The following is a 24,101-nucleotide window of genomic DNA, read 5'->3' as shown; positions in this document are numbered from 1 at the left end:
AAACCGGATAACAAAGAGGGCTCCCCGCGGGGAGCCCTCTTGCTATTGCATGCCAGCGGTTAATCAGGCGTGGATGCTGGCCAGCTCGTGGCGTTTCAACGCCAGCAGCGTGATGAGGAAAGCCGCGGTGGCGATCAGCGCCATGCCGATATAGGTGGCACTGAAACCGGGAGCCAGCTCGGCCGGGCTCAGGCTGGCCAGGTTGTGGCTGGTGCCCGCCGGCAGGGCTGAGTGGAACAGCACGGAACAGATGGCGACCCCGACCGCGCCCCCCAGCTCACGGCCGAAGTTGAACAGGGACATGCCGATGCCACGATCTTCCCGTGGCAGGGCATTTTGCACCACCACGGAGAGCGCTGGCAGCACCAGGCCCAGCCCCAGACCGGCGAAGCCCAGCCCCAGATTGGCCCAGACATCGAAATGAATTTGCCACAGCGCCAGCGCCGACAGGGCGAAGCCCACCACCACGAAGCGTTTGTAGTAACCGGTGCGGCCGATCAGCTTGCCGCCGACGAAGGCTCCCGCCGTGATGCAGACCATGAAGATCACCATGTAGAGACCGCTCTCGCTGGCTCCCATCCCCTTCTGCCACTGCATCTGCAACGGCAGATAGACCAGCACGGCAAACATCAGCAGCTGGGAGGCCAGCGCCAGCAGCACGCTCACCAGATAGCCGGGCAGCCGGACCAGATGGGCGGGCAATATGGGGTCATGGGCGCGCCGCTCCACCAGGATCAGCAGCAGCAGGGCTATCGCCAGTCCTGCCGCCAGCCAGATGGCAGGCAGAGCTGTCTCGGGCGAGAGCAGCAACAGGCTCAGCGTGGTGACTGTGATCAGCAGCGCCGCCCCCTTCCAGTCGAAGCGACTGTGGCGGCGCACATTGAGGTGGCCCAGGTTGCGGTTCACCAGCCAGAGCGCGAGCGCCCCGAGCGGCAGATTGATCCAGAAGATCCAGCGCCAGCTCAGCTGTTCGGTGAAGTAGCCGCCGAGCAGGGGCCCGGCGATGCTGGAGACCGCATAGACGGCCGAGATGTAGCCCTGATACTTGCCCACCTCCCGCGGCGGTATGCTGTCGGCAATGACGGTGAAGGCGAGCGCAATCAGGCCGCCGCCCCCCAGCCCCTGCAGCACGCGGGCCGCCAGCAGGGTCGGCAGATCCTGGGCCAGGCCGCAGGCCACGGATCCTGCCAGAAACAGGCCTATGCCGATGTTGAGCATGCGTACCCGGCCGAACATGTCGCTCAGCTTGCCGTAAATGGGCAGGGCGGCGGTGGCCGCCAGCAGGTAGGCGGTGACTACCCAGGTGAGGGCGGCGCCGGCGTTCAGCTCGGCGCCTATGATGGGCAAGGGGGTGGTGACTATGCTCTTTTCCAGTGAACCCAGGGCGATCACCAGGGCCACGCTTGCGAAGATGGTTTTTGGGGACATATAGGGGCTCGCTAATTTGAAATGCCAGGATCTGCGGCGCAGAGCTTGTTATTGTCTCATAAATCACCAGCCGATGGTCAAAACCACTGCCATGGCGCCGCCAGCCCGCAACCATGACGGCGGTCGCGGCACTGCCTCCTGCATTCTGATAGGCTGGCTGTTCACACCCCAAGAGGAAGCAGCCCCATGTCCGAGCAGTTCCGGTTTGATCAATACGACGCCCTGATTTTCGATATGGACGGCACTCTGGTGGACTCCATGCCCCTGCATCTGGATGCCTGGGAGGCAACCAGCGCCGAGTTCGGTCTGCCGTTTGATCGGGCACGGCTCAATGAATACGGCGGCATTCCCACCCGCAAGATAGTCGCCATCCTGGCCGAGCAGCATGGGCTGGAGATCGATGTGGATGCCTTCACCCGACGCAAGGTGGCCCTCTATCTGGCGCATATCGACAAGGTCAGCGTGTTTCCCGCCATGTGGGAGCTGGTCAAACGCTGCCACGGCAAGGTGCCCATGGGCATAGGCACGGGCTCATCGCGGGATCATGCGCAGCGCATTTTGAAAAATACCGGCCTGGATGCCTATATCTCTGTGCTGGTCAGTGCCGATGACATCGACAACCACAAGCCCCACCCCGACACCTTCCTGAAAGTGGCCGAGCTGCTCGGCGCCAACCCCGCCAACTGCCTGGTGTTCGAAGATACCCAGATCGGCATTCAGGCAGGCAAGGCCGGCGGCATGACCACCCTGCTGGCCACCGAAGGCGAACTGCAGCGGGTGTGAGACCGGGTTAGCGACGCGCCCGCCACTGCTGCCAGAGTCCGCCAAGGAAGGCGAGCAGGAAGAGGCTCAGGGCCATCTCCCAATGGAAAGTGAAATAGAGATCCGCTGGCAGGGACGCCAGATAGATAAACAGGGCGCTGAACAGGCCGCGACAGAGCGGTCCTTTCAAGACAGACCCGCACAGCAGCGTGGCAACGCCGGCCCCCTTGCCAGACAGGGCCATCAGCTCATCCCCAGCAGGCCGAGAATGCCGGCGACTGTGTACCACGGATTGTGCACCCTGCGCTCCTCTTCCAGCGCCTCATGATCCTGCAACAGTGTCAGCGCCTCGGCCGGGGTATCGGCAAAAGAGGGGGCAACGACAGCCACAAACCCCTGCTCGACCAGTTGGCGACGCTCATCGTCATAACCGACCGCCCAGGTATCGAGATAGGTAAATGACTGACCTTGTTTGAAGAAGTGATAGCGAGACATGGCGGGCTCCTAGGGGGGCTAGGCATTGGACCCCCACTCTACACAGGCGGTTGCAAACTGGCTCACCCCGAATGGGTAGCCAGCTCACTCTCAGTTTGCCGTCACCTCATCCTCCCCCTTGTCACCGCCAGGGGCGGCGCCCGTCGGTCTGGCAAAACCCAGCTCGGCCATGCAGCGGTCAAATGCGGCCTCCCCCGGTTTGCCGCTCTCCTTGCAGCTCTCAAAGGCCGTCTTCATCTCGGCCGACATCTCGCGAGGCGGCTTGGGCGGGGTGCGGCTGCCCTGATCGGCCGCCATGGCGGTGGCAGTGGCGAGGAATAACAACAGGGGCAGAACACTCTTCATGGCATGACTCCGAATAACGCGCGACATCCACCGCCAGAGGGCGGCGATGGCCCGCTCAAGCGGGCGGTTTCATGCTAGCGAAAAATCAGGAAAAGCAGGGTCAAGGCGGGGTAAAGGGGACGTCAGGCCTGCGTAAAACCCATAAAAAAACGCCCCTCGCGGGGCGTTTTTTCCAACCATCGCCGTTACATGGCGTTGGTGGATTCGAAGATCTTGTCGGCCGAGGCTTCGACGAAGCCCGGGTAGAGCACGCCGTCGGCCTGCGGGTAACGCAGGGCGAACTCATAGAAGCAGCTCGGAATGGTGCGCACGCCGTCGCTGAAGGCCACGTCCGCCTTGTCGGCCATGGTGGAGGATTGCTCCAGCATCACCTGCGGGTCTCCTTTCACCTCGCCACCCACGCCGTTGAGCACGAAGCCGGCCGCCTTGAGGGCGGTGTTGACCTGCTGGATGGTATCGAACTGCTTGAGGCGATTGATGTTGACCGTGAAGTGATTGGCACGATAACCCCAAGCCGCCATCCAGGCTGCGTACTCACTCTCCGCCAGCAGGGTCTGGTAATCATCCCAGGAGACCTGCCAGGGGGCGCCCGTGTAGAGGAATGCCTGGGTATCGGTCAGGTGATCGGGTACCTGATCCGCCAGCTTGTGAATGATGGCCTGGGCAGCCTCGGAGAGCTCTTCCACTTTCAGCTCGCTGATGAACACCTTGGGAGCATCCGGATCCTTGTGTTCGAAGTGCTTGGCGTAGAGCTTCTTGGCCTTGAACACGTACTCGCCCTTCTGCTCGTAGCCGAGCGCCAGGAAGTGGGCCACCAACTTCTCGAGGCCCAATTTGGGCAGGTTGTAGGTGCGAAATGCCACGTGATCGTTGACGATGGGCTCGCCGCCACCCAGCAGGGTGTGGACCTTGAGGGCACTCGGGGTGACTTGAATGTAGTTATCCCACAAGTGACCGAACAGGGTGTCGATATCCTTTTGCATCTCTCTTTCCTTTGATTGCGGGTACAGACAAGGGCACCTGTTCAGTGCCCCTTTTATTTTTTGTTATCAGCGCTCAGCGCAGAGGAGGACAGTGTCAGCCGTGGCGGCCTTGCTGCCGGCCTCTTCCTTGTTAAAAGGTCAAACCCGGAGACAGCTGATCCGGCATGGCAGCCTTGCTGTCTTCGACGGAAGCCACCGGGTACGCACAGTAGTCGGCGGCGTAGTAGGCGCTCGCTCTGTGGTTACCGGAGGCACCTATGCCGCCAAACGGCGCAGCGCTGGAGGCGCCCGTGATGGGCTTGTTCCAGTTGACGATACCGGCGCGGATCCGCTTGAAGAAGTGCTGCCAGTCCGCCTCGCTGTCACCCAGCAGGCCGGCCGAGAGGCCGAAGCTGGTGGCGTTGCCCTGATCGATGGCGGCATCGAAATCGTCGTAACGAATGAGCTGCAGCAGCGGGCCGAAGTACTCTTCGTCCGGCAGCGCGTTCACAGCAGTGACATCTATGATGCCGGGAGAGACGAAGCCGGTGCCCGCTTCCAGGTGCTTGAGGGAGAGCAGACTCTCGCCACCCAGCCCTTGCAGCTTGGCTTGCGCCTCGACCATGCCCAGCGCAGCTCGCTCGCTGATCATGGCGCCCATAAAGGGTTGTTCGGCGGCGTCATAGAGGCCGACCCTGATCTGGCCGACCACCTCCACCAGACGCTTGACCAGGGCATCGCCCCGGGCGCCGCGCTCGACAAACAGGCGGCGCGAGCAGGTGCAGCGCTGACCGGAGGTGATGAAGGCGGACTGGACTATGGCGTGCACTGCGCCGTCGATGTCGCTCACATCCTTGACGATGAGCGGGTTGTTGCCGCCCATCTCCAGCGCCAGGATCTTGCCGGGCTGACCGGCAAACTGCTGATGCAGGAAGTGGCCGGTACGGGACGAGCCGGTGAAGAAGAGACCGTCGATATCCGGATTGCCCGCCAGCGCCTTGCCGGTCTCCACCTCGCCCTGCACCAGGTTCAGCACGCCCTTGGGCAGCCCCGCCTCCTGCCAGATCTTCAGCATGGCTTCGGCCACCATGGGGGTCAGTTCGGAAGGCTTGAACACCACGGCATTGCCGGCGATCAGCGCAGGCACTATGTGACCGTTCGGCAGATGGCCCGGGAAGTTGTAGGGGCCGAACACGGCGACCACGCCGTGGGGCTTGTGGCGCACGAACGCCTTGGCGCCCGGCATGGGGTTTTCGACCGTGCCGGTGCGCTCGTCATGGGCGCGGATGGAGATGGCGATCTTGCCCTGCATGGCGGCCACTTCGGTGCGGGTCTCCCACAGCGGTTTGCCGGTTTCGCGGGCTATGGTCAGCGCCAGCGCCTCCTTGTGCTCGCCGAGCAGCTCGGCGTAACGGCGCACTATGGCAAGACGCGCCTCCAGGCTCATATCAGACCAATGGTAGAAGGCGCTGCGGGCGGCCTTGACGGCGGCATCCACCTGGGCGGCGCTGGCTGCGCCCCCTTGCCAGATCACCTCGTTCTTCGCCGGGTCCCTTGACTCGAACGGCTTGCCTTCACCGGCAAGCCATTGACCGTCTATCAGTTGTACTAACTGGCTCATCCATTCACTCCCTGTGGTTCGCAAGCAGCCTTGGCTGCCTGTTTCATATGCGGTTTTACTGCTGATACGGCTCAATCGAGATCGACGGCCCGTACCATGTCGCCATCTTGCACCTTGAGTGCCGTCGCCATCTTGGGCGGAATGATGGCTTCGTGCTTGTCCAGATCGACCCGGATATTGCCGTAGCAGGCACGGTAGTGCTCGTAGCGGGCATTGCAGACCAGGTGGATCTTGCCACCTATGGGTTCGCCGATCAGCACCCGCAACTTCTGGCTGCGGCGCACGCTGCGGATATTCTTCACGTCACACTCGACGGTGGGGCCGGCATCGAAGATGTCGACATAGCCCCGGTTCACGAAGCCTTCATCCTGCAACATCTTGATGGCCGGGCGGGTCTTCTCGTGGGTCTGGCCGATGACGGCGCGTGCCTCGTTGCTCAGCAGGTTGACGTAGATGGGATACTTGGGCATCAGCTCGGCGATGAAGCGCTTCTTGCCGATGCCGGTGAGATAGTCGACGGTGGGAAAATCCATCGAGAAGAAATGCTTTTGCAGCCACTCGTAGAAGGGGCTGTGACCATTGCCATCGGAGACGCCACGCATCTCGGCAAAGACGGTATCGTCGAATAATTCCGGGTGCTCGGCCATGAACAGGAAACGGTGCTTGGAGAGCAGACGGCCGTTGAGCCCCTCGCGGGCGCATTCACGCAGAAACAGGGTGCAGAGTTCGGAATTGCCTGTGTAGTCATTGGACAGAGTGAGCGTCTCGACCACGTTGTAGATGCCGAGCTTGGGGGAAGAGTGGACCACCTTGCCGATGTGATAGTTGTAGAACGGCTGGGACAGGCCCACGGCCGCATCGATGGCACAGGTACCGACCATTTCGCCGGTCTCCAGATCCTCAGCCACGAAGAAGTAGAGGCAATCACCCTTACCTGCCGGTTTGTCCGAGAAGGTCTGGGTCGAAGCATCTATCTTGCGCTGCAGCAGTTCATCGTTGACGGGCAACGAGGTCATGCCGGTGCCGGATTCGATGGCACAGGTCTTGAGACCGGCAAAATCTTTTTGCTCGATGGGACGGATAACCAACATAAATGACAACTCCCTTTCATTGACGACAGGTGGGGTCCCGGCTCCTGCCGGGAGGGCTCCCCACCTCAATTTGGATCAGGCGTTAACCACCTGGGCAACCGCTTTCTCGAACCGGGCCAGCCCTTCCTTGATGTCCGCTTCCGGGATAACCAGGGACGGAGCGAAACGCACCACGTTGGTACCCGCGACCAGTGCCATCAACCCCTGATCGATGGAGGCCAGCAGGAAGTCACGGGAACGGCCCTTGTAGTCGTCGTTCAGCACGGCGCCGAGCAGCAGGCCCTTGCCACGCACTTCGCTGAAGCAGTGGTACTTGGCATTGATGGCGTCGAGCCCGGCGCGGAACAGCTGTTCGCGGTGCTTGATGCCGCTGAGCACTTCCGGGGTGTTGACCACGTCGATCACCGCCTCGGCCACGGCGCACGCCAGCGGGTTGCCGCCGTAGGTGGAGCCGTGAGTGCCCACTTTCAGGTGAGCCGCGATCTCGTTGGTGGTCAGCATGGCGCCGATGGGGAAGCCGCCGCCGAGCGCCTTGGCGCTGGTGAGGATGTCAGGCGTGACGCCCAGACCCATGTAGGCAAACAGATCGCCGGTACGGCCGACCCCGGATTGCACCTCGTCATAGACCAGCAAGGCATTGTGCTTGTCGCACAGCTCGCGCACGCCCTTGGCAAACTCGTCGGTCGGACGAATGATGCCACCCTCCCCTTGCAGCGGCTCCATCACCACGGCGCAGGTATTGTCGGAGATGACGGCAGCCAGCTCCGCCAGATCGTTGTAAGTCACATGGGTGATATCCGCCGGCTTGGGACCGAAACCATCGGAGTAGGCGGCCTGGCCACCGACGCTGACGGTAAAGAAGGTACGACCGTGGAAACCCTGATGGAAGGCGATGATCTGGGTCTTGTGCGCCCCGAACTTCTCGATGGCGTAACGACGGGCCAGCTTGAGGGCCGCCTCGTTGGCTTCGGCGCCCGAGTTGCAGAAATAGACCTTGTCGGCAAAGGTGGCGGCAACCAGCTTCCTGGCCAGACGCAGAGCCGGCTCGTTGGTCATCACGTTGGAGAGGTGCCACAGCTTCTCGCCCTGGGTTTTCAGGGCTTCGACCAGCTTGGGATGGCAATGGCCAAGGCCATTGACGGCAATCCCGCCGGCAAAATCGACATACTCACGGCCTTCCTGATCCCAGACACGTGACCCTTCACCACGCACCGGGATGATCTTGGCGGGCGCATAGTTGGGAACCATCACTTCATCAAACACTTCACGTGTCACTGCCAACAACTCTGACATATTGCTCTCCTTCGATCTGGCGACAGAATAATCCACCGCCCAAAAGTTAAATCCATGTAAACACATCGGCATTGTCACAGAAAAAAAGCTAAAAGTCTGCAACAAAGCGAGTTACAGGGAACAATGTTCGATTGCCTGTGAGATTTTAGGCAACCGCATTGCATAACGGCTCAGGGGGTATTGGCAAGAGATAATTTGGACAGGGAGGGAGGTGAATAAAGTGTCAGGGAAAATATTTTTGGCCTCATTTCGATTCTGGGAGGCCGATCACAACTATTCAGGAACTTGCTAAAAAATTGGCCAGCAATTGGTGGCCCTGTTCGCTCAAAATGCTCTCCGGATGGAACTGAACCCCCTCTATATTCAACTGCTTGTGGCGCAGGCCCATGATCTCGTCAAAGGAGCCATCGGCGTGCTCGCTCCAGGCGGTGATCTCGAAACAGTCGGGCAATGTGCCCTGATCCACGATCAGCGAATGATAACGGGTGACCCGCAGCGGGTCGTTCAGACCGCGAAATACACCCTGCCCCCGATGACGGATGAGCGACGTCTTGCCATGCATCACCTGACGGGCTCGCACCACCCGGGCCCCGAAGGCCTGCGCCAGCGACTGGTGGCCGAGACAGACGCCCAGAATGGGAAGCTGGCCGGCAAACCGGCTGATGGCAGCAAGGGAAATGCCCGCCTCATTGGGGGTGCAGGGGCCGGGAGAGATCACCAGATAACGGGGGGAGAGCTGCGCTATGGCGTCCAGCGTCAGTTCATCATTGCGCTTCACCACCACCTCTTGCCCCAGGGCGCCAAAATACTGCACCAGGTTCCAGGTAAAGGAGTCGTAGTTATCGATCAGCAACAGCATGGGGTAACCAGAAACAGAGAATCAACGATCCAGATAACGACCCTGTTCCATTTCGCGCTCGCGCTGACACTCGGCCAGATAGATGGCGGCGGCGATGGCAGGGGTCTTGTGGTATTTGTCGATGGCGTTGGAGACCATCAGCTGCAGGGTATTGAGGTTCTTGGCCTTGCGAAATTTACGCAGCCAGTGACCCTTGTCGCCCAGCTCTTCAATCATGGTATTGGATTCGACAGACATGCTTACTCTTGGGGCAGAAGCCCGCGTTTGAAATTGGAAGATGAATTAACGAATAGCAGGTCGGGTAAAACAAAGAAAGCCAGGCAAATACCCAGCTCTCTTCTACTACACCTTCCCAGTATGTCAGGCTCGAGGAACGAAGCCGACTACATCATATACGCTGGTCAGGGTTTTTTCAGCCCTTTCACGTGCCTTTTGTGCACCTGCCGCCAAAATTGTTTGCAGATGAGCCTCATCCTGACGCAGCTCGCGGAAGCGCGCCTGGATGGGTTCCAGCAAGGCAACGACCGCCTCGGCAGTCTCGGTCTTGAGGTGACCGTACATCCTGCCTTCGAAGTGCTGCTCCAGCTCTGGGATGGAGCGACCCGTCACCCCGGACATCAGGGTCAGCAGGTTGGAGACACCCGGCTTGTTTTCCGGATCGAAGCGCACCACGGCCGGCTCGTCGGAGTCGGTTACCGCCCGCTTGATCTTCTTGACGATCTGCTTGGGATCTTCCAGCAGGCCGATGAAGTTGGCCTCGTTGTCGTCAGATTTGGACATCTTCTTGGTCGGATCCTGCAGACTCATCACCCGCGCCCCGTCGGTGGGGATGAAGGGCTCGGGCAGAGTGAACACCTCGCCGTGCAGGTTGTTGAACCGGGTGCAGATGTCGCGAGTCAGCTCCAGATGCTGCTTCTGATCGTTGCCGACCGGCACCTGATTGGCCTGATAGAGCAGGATATCGGCAGCCATCAGCACCGGATAGCCGAACAGGCCGACATTGACGTTGTTCTCGAAACGGGCGGACTTGTCCTTGAACTGGGTCATGCGCGACAGCTCGCCCATCTGGGTGTAGCAGTTCAGGATCCAGCCCAGCTCGGCGTGCTGTGGCACGTGAGACTGGATGAAGACGGTGCTCTTGGCCGGATCGATCCCCACCGCCAGATAGAGGGCGGCGGCATCGAGACACGCCTTGCGCAGGGCAGCAGGCTCCTGGCGGGTGGTGATGGCGTGTAGATCGACGATGCAGTAGAGGCAGTCGAAATCATCCTGCATGTTGACCCACTGACGCAGGGCCCCCAGGTAGTTGCCTATGGTCAGCTGGCCCGACGGTTGGGCCCCGCTCAGTACAATTGGTTTAGTCATGAGAGTGTTAATCCTTGTTATTCGGCCAGCCCAGCAGCCTTATTCGGCCAGCAGCGCATCGAGCTGGGCAAACTGCTCGCATACCCAGTCCGGGCGGGAATCTGCGATGGGGCGGCCGTAGTTATAGCCATAGGTCAGTCCCACCACCTTCATGCCGGCGGCCTGAGCGGCCAGCACGTCATTCTCGGAGTCGCCCACCATCAGGGTGCGCGACGGGCTGACGCCCAGCTCGTGGCAGGCGTGCAGCAGCGGATCCGGGCTGGGTTTTTTAACGGGCACACAGTTGCCGCCCAGCCAGAGCGCGAAACAGTCACCGATGCCGAGGGCATCCAGGATGGGCTGCACGAAGTGACTCGGCTTGTTGGTCACCACGGCCTGTTTGTAACCGAGCTTCTGCAGGCGGCGCAGACTCTGCTCCACCCCGTCATACATGGCCAGCCCTTCCAGCAGACAGGCCTGATAATGCCGATCGAACAGGGGGCGCGCCCTGGCAAACAGCTCGGGAGCCTCGCGGTAATCCAGCGCGCGCTGGATCAGCTTGTCGGCGCCATTGCCGACCCAGGTACGTACCACGACCTCGTCGGCCTCGGCCAGTCCCAGCTCGGTGAGGGTACGGTTGACCGCCAGCGCCAGTTGAGGGGCGCTGTCGATCAGGGTGCCGTCCAGATCGAACAGCACCAGATCAAAATCACGCTCAGCGTTCGACATGGGCAAGCTCCGCGCGCATACGGTCGATCACTGCCTTGTAGTCCGGCTGGCTGAAGATGGCAGAACCGGCCACGAACATGTCGGCACCGGCTTGTGCTATCTCGCGAATGTTGTCGACCTTGACGCCGCCGTCGATCTCGAGACGAATGTCACGGCCACTCTCGTCGATCAGGCGACGCACCTGGCGCAGCTTGTCGAGGGTGCCGGGGATGAAGCTCTGACCACCGAAGCCCGGGTTGACAGACATCAGCAGGATCACATCCAGCTTGTCCATCACGTACTCGAGGCAGGAGAGCGGCGTCGCCGGGTTCAACACCAGACCCGCCTGGCAGCCCTGCTCCTTGATGAGGCCCAGGGTGCGATCCACGTGATCGGACGCTTCCGGGTGGAAGGTGATCAGATTGGCGCCCGCCTTGGCGAAGTCCGGGACTATGCGATCCACCGGCTTGACCATCAGGTGCACATCGATGAGCGCCTCTATGCCATAGTCGCGCAGCGCCTGACAGACCATGGGGCCTATGGTCAGGTTGGGGACATAGTGGTTGTCCATCACGTCGAAATGCACCACGTCGGCACCGGCGGTCAGCACCCTGGCGACATCATCGCCCAGACGGGCGAAATCGGCGGAAAGGATCGAGGGGGCAATCAGAAAGTCTTTCATCAGCGTCATCCATTGGCTAGCGGGCAGAAAAAGCGGCGCAATTTTACCGCAAATATCCGATGAAAACGACCCGAACGCGGGGAGGAAAAAATGGGCCGCCAGCTTTACCGCCCATATCCGATGAAAACACCCCATACACGGGGAGGAAAAAATGGGCCGCCAGCTTTACCGCCCATATCCGATGAAAACACCCCATACACGGGGAGGAAAAAACGGGCCGCCCGCTTTACCGCCCATATCCGATGAAAACACCCCATACACGGGGAGGAAAAAATGGGCCGCGGCTTTACCAGCCATGTCCGGCGAAAACGATACGAACACAAGGATAGCGACGGGCAGAAACAGCGGCGGCACCCAAAGGTGCCGCCAGAAGGTCAGCCGAGTGAGACAAGCTCGGCGTCGCTGGGGTAGTAACCCTGCTCCGGCTCGATACCGGGCGGGTAAAGCGCCAACAGCTCGGCCACCTTGTTGCGGCTGCCGCCGTTGCGACTGATGGTGCGCTTGACCAGGATCTCGTCCAGTCGCGCACCACGGTAGAGCTCGCGGGTCAGCTCTATGTCGTGGTTGCTGATGAGTACGGGCACCCCCTTGCGGGCCGCCGTGTGACGGGCCAGCCGCGCCAGTATGGCCTGATCATCCAGGGTGAAGCCGCCTGCGGAATAGGTAGTGAAGCTCGCCGTGGTGGAGAGCGGCGCATAGGGGGGATCGCAGTAGATCACCCAGTCCGGTTCGGCGCGCTTGATGGCATCGGCGTAGCTTTCGCAGATGAAGGTCGCCTTCTGCGCCTTCTCGGCAAAAGCCCACAGCTCTTTCTCCGGGAAGTAGGGCTTCTTGTAGGAACCGAATGGCACGTTGAAGCCGCCCTTCTTGTTATAGCGACACAAACCATTGAAACCGTGACGGTTGAGAAACAGGAACAGCAGCGCCCGCTCGAAGGTGGTCTCGGTCTGGTTGAACTGGGTACGCAGCCGATAGTAGGCCGCCTTGTGGTTGTGCTCGGCCACAAACAACTTGCGCGCCTCGGCGATGAATCGGTCAGGCGTCAGCTTGAGATGGTTGTAAAGGCAGATCAGATCCGGATTGATGTCGTTGAGCACATAGGCGTCGTAGTCGGTGTTGAGAAACACGGACCCGGCCCCGACGAAGGGCTCCAGCAACACACGCCCGGCCGGCAAGCGCTCGGCAATCTCTTCAACCAGGGAGTATTTTCCCCCGGCCCATTTTAAAAAAGCGCGTGTTTTTTTCATGGAAATCCGGTGTTAAGAAGGCATCGACCAAAAAAGGGGGACGATTCTACCCCCTTACCGGGCGCAATGGCTATTGCTTCAACTCTTTTTGTACCTGAGCAAACGACTTGGGCCAGGGCTGACCCTTGAGCAGGGCGGGCGAGAGCTTGCGAATGGCGGCCTTGGCCTGGGCGGCGTTGGCATAATCCCCTTGCAGTACCACATACCAGGGGCTGCCACGGAACTGGGTTTTGTAAACCCAGATATTGCCGGCCAGCGCATGCTCGGCCACGAACTTGTCGACGGCCTTGGTGTTGCTCGCCCCCATCAGCTGGACGCTGTAATGATTCCTGGGCTTCTTGTTCAGGGTCGCCGCCGGCGTCAATGCCACCTTGGGTGAGGGGGCCGCCACGGGTTCAACCACGGCTGGCTTGGCCGCCGGTTTGGTTGCAACCGAGGTGCTCTGGGTCTTGGGCGCAGTGGCTGGCTTGGCAAGCAGGCCCTGGGTCGATGCATTCTGAGCCTGGGCAACCTGAGTCGCAACGGCCTGGGAACCGGCACCGGTCAGCTCATCCACCACGGCCGTTGGCAAAGCACCGCTGACGTCAGGCTGCTTCATCAGTTTCTCGACCACTTCATCTGAGATCACCACCCGGCGTCCCTCGTAGTTGGTCGATTCCGTGGTCACAGTCTCGCTCTCGACCGCCTTGGGCAACACCTTGGCATCCGGCTGCCAATCGCGCACCACACCGCCAGGATTGCCAGCGCCGCCATCATTGGTTGCGTTCTGATTGCCATTCTGGCTGGTGTTACTGCCGCCTATGGTCAGCGGATCCCCGCCCGACACGGGAATAGGCAAGGCGGTGGTTTGCGCGGGTTCCAGCGCAGTGCTCTTGCTCTCACCGTTGAACAGGGCTGGCAGCAGATAGCTCAGGGCCAGCAAACCGGCGGCAACCAGTGCCAGCACGGTCGCAATCTTCTTGACGGGCAACTCGGCCTGACGCTTCTTGGGCCTTCTGTCGGTCATGATATCCTCCAGTAACTGCATGATGGTGGACGGATGTCCATTTGCCGCTTTCAGGATCTCTTCCACTTTCAGCTTGGGCAAGAGGGCTGTCGGGATCTTGAGCTCTTTGGCTTTCTCATACAAGAAGATACGTTGCTCTGGCGCGCTCAGTGGCGCGACTTCCAGCTCCAGTGCCGGCATGGCCCGCCCTTTCAGCTGCGCCTTCTGGTTGCGACACCAGACGTCACTGCCGGAGAGCACTATGGCCAGCTGATGGGGCACGGTCAGGGTATCGTTGTGACGACAGAGGCTCCACAGCTCGCCGACCAGCTCGGCGGGCAACTCGTCGGCGCGTTCGATCAGCAGCAGCAGCAGGGTGGCAGGTTTGCCTTCCAGCATGCGAAAGAAGCTGTCGGCCAGCGCATCCTGTGGATTGAACAGCGGCCTTGCCACCACCTGCGGCAACAGCAACTGGCGCACGTCCGCCATCTTCATGGCAGAGCTGCCAATCAGGCTCACCACCCGTACTTTTTCGGGCAGGGCGCCGAGCAGAGATTCACACAGGGTGCCGCGACCACTGCCGTGCTTGCCACAGAGGAAAATAAAGGGGTGATTGAATTCAATCAGGTGCAGCAGCCGGTCAACCAGCTGCCGCTGGGAAGGAAGCTTAAGCAGTTTATTATTACTCACGACCAGACTCGATCACCGCCAACAATTCAGCATCAGAGACATCGGCCACCACCTGTGCATGACCGATACCGACCGGCAGCACCAGTCGCAGCTTGCCTTCCAGTACCTTCTTGTCACGCCGCATATGGCGAATGAAGGCATCGAAATCCATCTCGGCCGGGGCTTGTACCGGCAGATTCGCGGCCAGCAACAGATCGCGGATACGAGCGACCTGCCGCTTATCCAGCTCGCCACGCGCCTCGGCCGTGAATGCGGCCAGCATCATGCCTGCGGCAACGGCTTCGCCGTGCAGCCAGTTGCCGTAGCCTTTCTCGGCCTCGATGGCGTGACCAAAGGTGTGGCCCAGGTTCAACAGGGCACGCACACCGTGCTCAGTCTCGTCCTGCCCCACCACATCGGCCTTGATCTCGCAGCAGCGACGAATGGCATACGCCAGGGCAGCCGGTTCCAGCGCCTGCAGACGGGACATGTTGGTTTCGAGCCAAGAGAAGAATTCGGCGTCCCAAATGATGCCGTACTTGATGACCTCGGCCATGCCGGCGGCAAATTCACGGGCAGGCAGGGTCTTGAGGCATTCGGTGTCGATGACCACATGCTTGGGCTGATAGAAGGCCCCAATCATGTTCTTGCCGAGGGGATGATTGACGGCGGTCTTGCCGCCGACGGAGGAATCAACCTGGGAGAGCAGTGTGGTAGGCACTTGAATAAAAGGAATGCCACGTTGGTAGCTCGCCGCAGCAAAGCCGACAACATCCCCTATCACACCGCCCCCCAGGGCGATCAGTGTAGTGTCCCGACCATGGTTGGTTTCCAGCAAAGCAGACATGATCCGCTCGAAGGTTGCCAGGGTCTTGTAGGCCTCACCGTCCGGCAGGATCAGGTGTTCAACCTGAAAACCGGACAGCAACTGGATAATCCGCTCAAGATACAAGGGTGCGACAACGGTATTGGTCACTATCATGACCCGCTTGCCCTTGATGGTTTGTGTCAGCACCTCTGCATGCTGCAACAGACCCGCCGCTATCTCGATGGGATAACTGCGTTCACCCAGTTCGACCTTCAACCTTTCCATGGACGTCCTCTAGATTACATGCCAATCAACTTAACAATTTGATTGGCAACAACTTTAGCGCTCTGATCATCAGTCTGGATGACAAAGTCAGCCACTTCTTCATACAGCGCATTGCGCTCTTGTGCCAGACGCTCGAGTACTTCGCGCGGCGGCTCTTCGGTTTGCAGCAGTGGGCGGCGCTTGTCTCTTTGTGTGCGCGCCAGCTGCTTCTCAATCGTTGTTTCGAGGTACACCACAATACCGCGAGCAGAGAGCTTGTTCCGTGTTTCACGGCTCTTGATGGCACCGCCACCCGTCGCCAGCACGATACCCTGCTGTTCTGAAAGGTCGCCTATGACCTTCTCTTCGCGGATCCGGAAACCCTCTTCGCCTTCAACATCGAACACCCAGCCGATATCGGCACCACTGCGGCGCTCAATCTCATGATCTGAGTCGAAAAACTCCATATGCAGTTGTTCTGCCAGATGTCTACCTATGGTGCTCTTGCCCGCACCCATGGGACCTATCAGGAAAATATTGCGTTTCTCAGCCATGTCTTTTCATTAGTAATTACAAACTGTACGACCCCGACAAACACTCGATCGGGGTACCTATGAACCTTGTCTTGCGATGGATCAGGAGGGGGATTATCTCAATAGAAATCGGGACTGGCAACCGCAGCCCTTACGCCCCAGCCTCATTGGGGCGTAAGGTTATATGTGTTTTACCCTCACATGTAAAGCATTCAGAAGGCGTCGGTGACTATCTTCGGCGTCACGAAAATCAGCAATTCCCGCTTTTTATTCTCGCTGGTTGTCTTGCGAAACAACACGCCAAGACCCGGGATATCACCGAGCAGAGGCACCTTGCTGACGTCGCTCTTGATGGTCTGTTGATAGATACCGCCAAGCACCAGAGTCTCGCCATTGTTGACCAGCACCTGGGTGGTGATGGACTGGGCATTGATGGATACGGCATCGCCGGTACCGGTTGGTACCGTCTCACCCTTGGTGTCCTGGGTCACGGTCAGATCCAGGATAACCCGGTTGTCCGGCGTGATTTGCGGTGTGACCTTGAGGCTCAATACTGCCTTCTTGAAGGTGACCGAGGTGGCACCACTGGAGGAGGACTCCACATAGGGGATCTCGGTCCCCTGCTCGATCAGCGCCGGTTTCTGGTTGGCCGTGGTAACACGGGGGCTGGCGATGATTTCGGCCTTGCTCTCTTTTTCCAGCGCCGACAGCTCGAGGTCCAGCAGGGTGCCATCCGCCAGGCGGGCCACCTGGAATGCCAGGGTACCAGCGGCATTGGTCACCGGCAGATTGACGTTCAATCTGTCATCCACCCCGGGACGAGTGATCGCCGAACCGCCGTTGTTATTGCCGGATCCGTCGTTGCCTTCGATAGAACCCGATGTGCTGTTGCCGTGACCATCGTTCTTGGTCACCCCCCAACGTACCCCAAGCGCCTCGTCAAAACCGTCATCTATGGTCACCATGCGCGCTTCGATCACCACCTGTTTGACCGGGATATCCAGAATATCCAGCATGCGCTTGATGTTGCTGATGACGTCTGCCGTGTCTTTGACCACCAGCACGTTGGTCCGCTCATCGACGCTCACAGCCCCCTTGGAAGAGAGCAATTTGGTACTCTTGGATGAAAGTAAATTTGCCACCTCGGATGCTTTGGCATAATTGATCTGCAGGTATTCGGTATAGAGCGGCGCCAGATCGGCAACCTGATTGCGACTCTCCAGCTGCTGCTTCTCACGAGTAGCGATCTCTTCTGCCGGCGCCACCAGCAGAATGTTGTTATCCAGCCGTTTATCCAGCCCCCTCACCTTGAGGATGATGTCCAGTGCCTGCTCCCAGGGCACGCCATCGAGCCGTAGCGTGATATTGCCTGATACCGAGTCCGTGGTGACCAGGTTGAGGTTGTTGAAATCGGCGATGAGCTGCAGCACAGTGCGCACCGGGATGTCCTGGAAGTTCAGCGAAATCGGCTTGCCCTGATACTGCTTGCCTGCGGTCACCGCGGTGCGTTTTTTCACCTCGACGATGAACATCTTGTCCTCCTGATCGTAGCGGTAATCAAACTGGCCGTTGACGGAGAGCTCGAACAGGGTGTCATTGCCCTGGCGGAATACCTCCACCTGAGAGACAGGGGTGGCAAAGTCCTGCACATTGATCAGATTGAGCAGGTCGTCCGGTACCCGGGTACCATGGAACTTGGCCAGCACTGTCTGACCACGGCTGCTGACATCGACTGCCGCCGAGCTGTTGTCCAGCGTGACCAGAAACTCACCCTGCCCATCCTTGCCACGCCTGAAATCCACCCCCTTGACGGAGTTGAAATAGGCACCGCTCGCCCCGGTCTGAGCCGCAGGCAAGACGGTTTTACTGGCTACAGGTGCCGCCACCGGGGCTGACTGGGCAACCAACTGGGTGTTAATCAGGGCAGATTGAGTCACAGGCTGAGGATTAACAAAGGCGGGCGAGGTTGCAGGTGATGAGACCATGCCAGCTGATTGGGTAGAAGCCGGGAGAGGCATGGTTGCCTTCTCTCCCAGAGCGACCAGCAGCTTGTTGCCCTGCTGATGCACCTGATAAGGGGTCAATTGATCGAGTGCTATCTTGATATCGAGCCCGGCACCCTTGCCCTCAACCTTGAGATTATCGACCCCCTGTTGCTTGATGGGCAGCGGATTGACATTGAGCGCCCCCACGGCTCCTGGTACATGCAGCAACAGCTGATTGGGCTCATAGGAGAGCCGGTCGGTAAAGCCGCTGACCGGTTCACTGAAGCTCAACTCCAGCAACAGCTGATCGGCCATCAGCGGATTCACTTTCACCTCTTGCAAAGTGGCCACAGCCCAGGCCTGGCTCCATGCTCCGGCGCAAAACAGCAGGGCAACTCTGGTTACAGTACCTATTGTTGTTCTCATCGCAGTCATCCCTGATTATCGTTTTGCTTCAAGATTGGCCATGCCCAACTGGGTTTCTCTGGTGACCCAGCATCCTTTGCCATCCGGTATAGTCTCAATCAAATCCACGTAGGTATCAGTGATCCTGATCACCCGGCCCTGATCCAGTCCCATATGTTGGTTGAGGCCCACTCGGACGGATTGACCATCTGGCGTCCGTATCAAGGCCCACAATTGGCCCTGCTTGCCGAGCGATCCCTGCATGCTCAGGCTGGCCAGCGAATAACTCTCCAACACTTCTTTCTCTCTGTTGGCGACTATCTGGGCACAATCTGGTTTCACATTAGCATCCACCTTGGCGCTGCTGGCCTCGGGCTGGGGCGCAATGAAGGGGCTGCGCTGATCGCTGAGGTGATAGGCCATGGGCGAAAATGGTTTTATTTCAGGCAACGGCTCGATAGGCACTGGCTGCCTGGCCTTGGTCTGAGCCACATAGTTATCCATATCATCCTGCCCACCGCAGGCTGTCAGCAGACACACCGGCAACAGTACGCAGATCATTCTCATTTTTTCTGCCCCACTGTCTTGCCGTTGTACTTGTAGGTCTTGGCCAGCATCGACATGCCGATCATCTCGTCCGGCTCCTTGCTTTGACCCAGGGTGAACGACTCCAGGATGACAATCCGCGGCAGCGCCGCCATGTCGGCCGTGAACTTGCCAATCTCATGGTAGGTACCTACCACCTCGATCCGCATGGGCAGTTCAGTGGAAAACTCGTGCTTTATCTCGGGTTCCCAGTTGATACGATTCAATTTGAGACCATTGTCGGTTGCAATGAAGCTGATATCGTCCAGCAAGCCCGCCACCTCGTGCGTATTGGGTAACTGTTTGAGCTGGGTATCGACCAACTGCTCAAGCTGCACCATCTGTATCCTGTATGCCCCCAGATTGGCAGCCAGCATCGCCTTGCTCTCGAACTGCGCTTTCAGTTCAGCTTCCTTGTTGGCTTCCTCTGTCAACAAGGTCAATGAATGCGCAATCACGTAGTAATAAATGGCACCGCCCAGCAGCGCACAGAAAAACAGGATGAAAATGCCTTTGGCCAACTTGGGCCAGCCGGCAATGTTGTTGAGATCCAGTTCATTGAGCTGTTGTAGGTTCATTCTTGCCCCTTAACCGCATCGACGGTGGCGCCTGCCGCAGCTGCGACCTGGAACATCATGGAGAACTGGCTCAGCGAGACAGGCGCAACGTCGGCCGCAAAAATCGTGCTTATCTGTGATTGCCCAAGCCAGCCGGAACCATCGATACGCCGCATCATGCTGGCAACCCGACCATAGGCTTCGGTCTTGCCGTTGACGTCGATCCGGTTGTCTTGCAAGGCAAGCGTGTTCAGATACACACCGTTGGGTACCAGCGAGGGCAACTGGTTGAACAGCCGAACCGGCAGGTTGCGACGCATCTGCAGATGCTCGATCAGTTGCATGCGATCGATCAGCTCCTTGCGCCTTTCCTTCAGCAAGCGGATCTCGCCGAGCTGTGCGTCGAGTATGGTCATCTCCTGCTGCAAGCGTTGATTGCGCTGCTGTTGATGGCTGATCTGCTGCTCCACCAGCCAGTCGGCGGCAAAGCCGAGGGAAGCGGTGATCGCCAGGAAAATCCCGAGCATGACCCCGAACTGTTTTTTCTGCCGCAGGGCTCTGGCTTCACGCCAGGGAAGGAGGTTTATATTTGACATGGTGTGAAGCTCCTCAATGCCAGACCCAGCGCCGTCATGTACTTGGCACCATGGGCGAGCCCCCCCTCCCCTTTGGGCTTGCCAAACAGGGCAAAGGGATCGGGATGCAATACTTCACAGTTAAGTTCATTGCCGACCTGGGCGACCAGCCCAGGTATCAAACTACCACCGCCAGTCAGCACCAGCTTGGACAGCTCCCGGTGTCCGGAGGAGCTGCAAAACAGCTGAACGTTACGCCTGACTTGTTGCAACAAGGCGTTGATATGGGGTAATAACACGTCCAGTTCATAGTCGGCAGGCAGAGAGCCCTTAATCTTGGCAAGCTCAGCCTCCTCCAGGCTCATTTGATAGAAAGAAGACAATGCCTGGCTATATTGATCACCGCCAAAGTTCTGAATTCTTGAATAAGTTGTCTGACCTTTGATTAACGCAACAAACGTCATGGCGCTGGCACCGATATCGATCACGCCAACCGGTTTTTCCCAAGCAAGCAAATCAGGTAAACAGGCGAGGACGGCGCGTCCCAAAGCATGAGCTCCCACGTCCACCACCTTGGTGATCATTCCAGCTTCAGCCAAGGCGGTGACTCGACCACTCACACTCTCGGTGCGGGCCGCACTCAGCAGTACCTCCTGACGATCCTGATCGTTGACCATGCCGATGATCTCAAAGTCCAGGCTCACTTCATCGAGGGGAAAGGGAATTATCTGCTCTGCTTCCTGCTGGACCTGATTTTCCAACTCGTTTTCGCTGAGACGCGTATCGACCTGAATGACCTTGGTGATCACATTGGAGCCAGTGACGGCCGTCGCAGCATATTGGCTGTTACCATTGATAAGACGCTTGAGGGTTTTGAGAGACTGGCTGACTCGTTCGATATCCTGCAACTGGTAATCGACCAGGGTGCCCTTGGGGGTCGCCACTTCGGCCACAGATTCAAAATGCAGCTTGCCGGGGCGCCCGGTGATAGTGACAGCCTTGATGGTCTGGCTCCCAAAATCAATACCCGCCAGAGGAAGCAGGGAACCTTTATTGAATAGCCCAAACATATACACATCCATGCGTTATTGGGTTTTAGGATTGATTGTAGGACAGCTAATCAGATGATGATGACTTAACTCATCCTAAATGCTCTATCTATCAATGTCATAAAGTTTACACCGAAAAGTGATGCATCTCGCTTTCTTGCCGCCCCCGCCTCCCCTTGGTTATTGAGCCGCAGAATGCTAACCTCCCGCCTCTTCTCGAGGAGCCTGACTGCTGACAGGAAAACCTCGAATTCCCGGAGGCAAAAGGGCTATACTCTGCGCCCGTTGGCTAATTTTAAGACGATTGGTAGTTCTTCCATGCTGAAATGGCTCGTACGCCTGTTTATTGTCATGATGCTGGGTGCAGTGCTGGGTGTTGCCAGCCTCATCGGCATCTACTTCTACATCAAGCCCCAGTTGCCCGATGTGACCGCGCTGCGCGACGTCAAGCTGGCCACCCCGATGAAGGTGTACAGCCGGGATGGGGAATTGATCTCCCAATTTGGCGAAATTCGTCGCATCCCGCTGCGTCTGGATGAAATTCCCCAGTCCATGATAGATGCCGTGCTCGCGACCGAGGATGCCCGCTTCTATGAGCACCCGGGCATAGACCCGATCGGTATCATTCGAGCCGCCACCGTCTGGGCCGTCTCCGGCCATGCCCGTCAGGGCGCCAGTACCATCACCCAGCAGGTCGCCCGCAACTTTTTCCTGAGCAATGAGAAGACCATAGTGCGCAAAGTCAAGGAAGTGTTCCTGGCCTGGCGTATCGAGCAGAATCTCTCCAAGGACGAGATACTGCAGCTCTACCTCAACAAGATACCGCTCGGTTACCGCGCGTTCGGGATAGGCGCCGCCGCTCAGGTCTACTTCGGCAAAGAGGTCAAGGACCTGACCCTGGACGAGATCGCCATCATAGCCGGCCTGCCCAAGGCACCGTCCATGTTGAACCCGATCCGTTCACCGGAGCGTGCCTTCGCCCGCCGCAACGTAGTGCTGGGTCGCATGCTGGAAACCGGCAAGATCACCCAGGCCCAGTATGACGAGGCCTCCAAGATGCCGATCAAGGCCCGCTATCACGGCGCCGAGATCACCCTCAATGCCCCTTATCTGGGGGAGATGGTGCGCCAGAAGATGGTGGAGCAGTTTGGTGAAGACGCCTATACCATGGGCCTGCACGTCTACACCACAGTCACTGCCAAGCGCCAGCGTGCCGCCCGTCTGGCCCTGCTGGATGGCGTGTTCGACTACGATACCCGTCATGGCTACCGTGGCACGACAGCCCAGTTGTGGAAAGCGGGAGAAGCCGACTGGGATTACGACCAGATCATGGCGCACCTGGCCAAGCAACCTACTTACGAGCCTCTGATGACCGCCGTGGTCACCAAGCTGGGTGACAAGAGTGCGACCCTGGTGCTGAAAAATGGCAAGCAGGCAGAACTCGGCTGGAACGGCATCAAATGGGCTCGCGCCTTCATCACCGATGATCGCCAGGGTTTCGCCCCCCGCTCCGCCCGCGACATGCTGAAAGTCGGCGCCCAAATCTGGGTGCGGGAGAAGGGTGAAGAGCTGCTGCTCTCCCAGATCCCCGAGGTCAACGCCGCCCTGGTGGCCATGAACCCGCAGGATGGTGCCATCGAGGCCCTGGTCGGCGGCTTCAGCTTCGAGCTGTCCAAATTCAACCGGGTCGATCAGGCGCGCCGTCAGATAGGCTCCAACATCAAGCCCTTCCTCTATGCCACCGCGCTGGAGCAGGGCTATACCCTGGCTTCCCTCATCAATGATGCGCCGATCAACCAGTGGGACCCCTCCAAGGGCCCCATGTGGCAGCCCAAGAACTCCCCGGCCATCTACGAAGGTCCCACCTCGCTGCGGCTCGGTCTTGCCAAGTCCAAGAACGTGATGTCGGTGCGACTGATGCGTGCCATCGGTCTGGATACCTATATCGACGGCCTGACCCGCTTCGGGTTCGCACGCGACACCATATCCCGCAATGAATCGCTGGCGCTGGGCGCCGCCGAATTCACCCCGCTGGAAGTGGTGCGCGGTTATTCCGTCATGGCCAACGGCGGCTTCCAGGTGACCCCCTATTTCATCACGGACGTGACCGACAGCTTCGGGGAGCCCCTGTATCAGGCCAACCCTGCCGCCGCCTGTCGTGATTGCGGCGTGCTAGCCGCGGCCGGTCTCGACAGTGCCGATGCCTACGCCAATACCGGCGGCGACTGGAAGGCCCAGTGCCCGATCGATCCTGTCGTGCCCAACAACATGGCACCGCAGACCATCAGTGCCCAGAGCACCTTCCTGGTCACGGATACCCTGACCACAGCCATCTGGGGCGGCAACGGCTGGCGCGGTACCGGCTGGCGGGCGGCTCGCGACCTCAAGCGTCACGACATCTCCGGCAAGACGGGGACCACCAACGAATCCCGTGATGCCTGGTTCTCCGGTTACACGCCGAACCTGGTCGCCACCTCCTGGATAGGTTTTGACAACCACCAGCGGGGTCTTGGCCGGGCCGAGTTCGGCGGCGGCGCGGCCCAGCCTATCTGGATCGACTTCATGAAGACGGCGCTCAAGCAGGTGCCCGAGCGCAAGATGCCGGTACCCGAGGGGATCATCACGGTACGGGTCGATCGCGAGACCGGTCTGCTGACCAATCGCACCGATGGCAGCAGCACTGAGGAGTTCTTCAAGGAAGGCACTGAGCCGACCCGCTATGCGACCCAGAGCTCGGACGGCAATCAGGTGTATGGCGGCGACGGCTCGCCCACTGACGGACCCGTCTCTACCGACGACATCTTCTAAGCGACAGCTCAAGATAAAAAAACCGGCGCCAAGGCGCCGGT

24 protein-coding genes are annotated in these 24,101 nt (G+C 59.3%); 2 read left to right on the top strand and 22 right to left on the bottom strand.

Annotated features, from left to right (window positions below; translation table 11 throughout):
• Positions 1-63: 63 nt before the first annotated feature.
• The gene (locus CK910_RS11155; RefSeq protein WP_043135642.1) at positions 64-1,428 is read right to left on the bottom strand and encodes an MDR family MFS transporter; all 1,365 of its coding nucleotides are present in this window, start codon (positions 1,426-1,428) and stop codon (positions 64-66) included.
• A 186-nt stretch (positions 1,429-1,614) separates the two neighbouring features.
• Between CK910_RS11155 and CK910_RS11150 the strand changes: the two genes are divergently transcribed.
• A complete protein-coding gene (locus CK910_RS11150) occupies positions 1,615-2,211 on the top strand; it encodes an HAD family hydrolase (protein WP_098982991.1) in 597 nt (198 codons plus the stop codon).
• Between the two features lie 7 nt (positions 2,212-2,218).
• Here the strand turns inward: CK910_RS11150 and CK910_RS11145 are convergent, their stop codons facing one another.
• From CK910_RS11145 to tapM, 21 genes are all read right to left on the bottom strand, one after another.
• Complete coding sequence (locus CK910_RS11145) at positions 2,219-2,434, bottom strand: hypothetical protein (RefSeq protein WP_098982990.1); 216 nt, start codon at positions 2,432-2,434, stop codon at positions 2,219-2,221.
• Positions 2,434-2,685, bottom strand: coding sequence for a hypothetical protein (locus CK910_RS11140; protein ID WP_098982988.1), 252 nt, complete (start codon positions 2,683-2,685; stop codon positions 2,434-2,436). The genes CK910_RS11145 and CK910_RS11140 overlap by 1 nt, the downstream gene beginning before the upstream one ends.
• Before the next feature lie 90 nt (positions 2,686-2,775).
• Complete coding sequence (locus CK910_RS11135) at positions 2,776-3,030, bottom strand: hypothetical protein (RefSeq protein WP_098982986.1); 255 nt, start codon at positions 3,028-3,030, stop codon at positions 2,776-2,778.
• A 185-nt stretch (positions 3,031-3,215) separates the two neighbouring features.
• Positions 3,216-4,013, bottom strand: coding sequence for a DUF1338 domain-containing protein (locus CK910_RS11130; RefSeq protein ID WP_098982984.1), 798 nt, complete (start codon positions 4,011-4,013; stop codon positions 3,216-3,218).
• 130 nt (positions 4,014-4,143) lie between these two features.
• Complete coding sequence (astD, locus tag CK910_RS11125; RefSeq protein ID WP_098982983.1) at positions 4,144-5,613, bottom strand: succinylglutamate-semialdehyde dehydrogenase; 1,470 nt, start codon at positions 5,611-5,613, stop codon at positions 4,144-4,146.
• Between the two features lie 71 nt (positions 5,614-5,684).
• Positions 5,685-6,704 (bottom strand): arginine N-succinyltransferase, encoded by a 1,020-nt coding sequence (gene astA, locus CK910_RS11120; RefSeq protein WP_043135651.1) that lies wholly within the window; start codon positions 6,702-6,704, stop codon positions 5,685-5,687.
• Between the two features lie 75 nt (positions 6,705-6,779).
• Positions 6,780-7,997 (bottom strand): aspartate aminotransferase family protein, encoded by a 1,218-nt coding sequence (locus CK910_RS11115; protein ID WP_043135652.1) that lies wholly within the window; start codon positions 7,995-7,997, stop codon positions 6,780-6,782.
• A 277-nt stretch (positions 7,998-8,274) separates the two neighbouring features.
• On the bottom strand, positions 8,275-8,856 hold the full coding sequence (locus tag CK910_RS11110; RefSeq protein ID WP_043135654.1) for an aminodeoxychorismate synthase component II: 582 nt from the start codon (positions 8,854-8,856) through the stop codon (positions 8,275-8,277).
• A 21-nt stretch (positions 8,857-8,877) separates the two neighbouring features.
• Positions 8,878-9,093 (bottom strand): hypothetical protein, encoded by a 216-nt coding sequence (locus tag CK910_RS11105; RefSeq protein WP_042867714.1) that lies wholly within the window; start codon positions 9,091-9,093, stop codon positions 8,878-8,880.
• Between the two features lie 123 nt (positions 9,094-9,216).
• Entirely contained in the window at positions 9,217-10,221 is a 1,005-nt protein-coding gene (gene trpS / locus CK910_RS11100; RefSeq protein WP_098982981.1) for a tryptophan--tRNA ligase, read from the bottom strand.
• A gap of 39 nt (positions 10,222-10,260) precedes the next feature.
• Entirely contained in the window at positions 10,261-10,929 is a 669-nt protein-coding gene (locus CK910_RS11095; RefSeq protein WP_098982980.1) for a phosphoglycolate phosphatase, read from the bottom strand.
• On the bottom strand, positions 10,916-11,590 hold the full coding sequence (rpe, locus tag CK910_RS11090) for a ribulose-phosphate 3-epimerase (RefSeq protein WP_042867708.1): 675 nt from the start codon (positions 11,588-11,590) through the stop codon (positions 10,916-10,918). Before rpe ends, CK910_RS11095 begins: the two co-directional genes overlap by 14 nt.
• A gap of 374 nt (positions 11,591-11,964) precedes the next feature.
• Positions 11,965-12,837, bottom strand: a complete 873-nt coding sequence (locus CK910_RS11085) for a Dam family site-specific DNA-(adenine-N6)-methyltransferase (RefSeq protein ID WP_043135660.1) — start codon at positions 12,835-12,837, stop codon at positions 11,965-11,967.
• A 70-nt stretch (positions 12,838-12,907) separates the two neighbouring features.
• Complete coding sequence (locus CK910_RS11080; protein WP_098982978.1) at positions 12,908-14,512, bottom strand: SPOR domain-containing protein; 1,605 nt, start codon at positions 14,510-14,512, stop codon at positions 12,908-12,910.
• Complete coding sequence (gene aroB, locus CK910_RS11075) at positions 14,505-15,584, bottom strand: 3-dehydroquinate synthase (RefSeq protein WP_098982977.1); 1,080 nt, start codon at positions 15,582-15,584, stop codon at positions 14,505-14,507. Before aroB ends, CK910_RS11080 begins: the two co-directional genes overlap by 8 nt.
• A gap of 14 nt (positions 15,585-15,598) precedes the next feature.
• Positions 15,599-16,117 carry a shikimate kinase AroK gene (aroK, locus tag CK910_RS11070; protein WP_005298388.1) on the bottom strand — a complete coding sequence of 173 codons (519 nt, stop codon included), beginning with the start codon at positions 16,115-16,117 and terminating at the stop codon, positions 15,599-15,601.
• 191 nt (positions 16,118-16,308) lie between these two features.
• Positions 16,309-18,507 carry a type IV pilus secretin PilQ gene (locus CK910_RS11065; RefSeq protein ID WP_098982975.1) on the bottom strand — a complete coding sequence of 733 codons (2,199 nt, stop codon included), beginning with the start codon at positions 18,505-18,507 and terminating at the stop codon, positions 16,309-16,311.
• 15 nt (positions 18,508-18,522) lie between these two features.
• Complete coding sequence (locus CK910_RS11060) at positions 18,523-19,053, bottom strand: pilus assembly protein PilP (RefSeq protein ID WP_042867699.1); 531 nt, start codon at positions 19,051-19,053, stop codon at positions 18,523-18,525.
• Complete coding sequence (gene tapO, locus CK910_RS11055) at positions 19,050-19,649, bottom strand: PilO family type IV pilus biogenesis protein TapO (RefSeq protein WP_042867697.1); 600 nt, start codon at positions 19,647-19,649, stop codon at positions 19,050-19,052. Before tapO ends, CK910_RS11060 begins: the two co-directional genes overlap by 4 nt.
• Positions 19,646-20,224, bottom strand: coding sequence for a PilN family type IV pilus biogenesis protein TapN (gene tapN, locus CK910_RS11050; protein WP_042867695.1), 579 nt, complete (start codon positions 20,222-20,224; stop codon positions 19,646-19,648). The genes tapO and tapN overlap by 4 nt, the downstream gene beginning before the upstream one ends.
• Positions 20,212-21,285, bottom strand: a complete 1,074-nt coding sequence (gene tapM / locus CK910_RS11045; RefSeq protein ID WP_098982974.1) for a PilM family type IVa pilus assembly protein TapM — start codon at positions 21,283-21,285, stop codon at positions 20,212-20,214. Before tapM ends, tapN begins: the two co-directional genes overlap by 13 nt.
• Before the next feature lie 285 nt (positions 21,286-21,570).
• Between tapM and CK910_RS11040 the strand changes: the two genes are divergently transcribed.
• Entirely contained in the window at positions 21,571-24,060 is a 2,490-nt protein-coding gene (locus CK910_RS11040; protein WP_098982973.1) for a penicillin-binding protein 1A, read from the top strand.
• The last annotated feature ends 41 nt before the right edge of the window (positions 24,061-24,101 follow it).

Source organism: Aeromonas sp. CA23, from assembly GCF_002587065.1.
Classification (GTDB): Bacteria; Pseudomonadota; Gammaproteobacteria; order Enterobacterales; family Aeromonadaceae; genus Aeromonas; species Aeromonas bestiarum.
The sequence above is the reverse complement of the archived record's forward strand: the minus strand, read 5'-3'. Positions and strand labels throughout refer to the sequence as shown.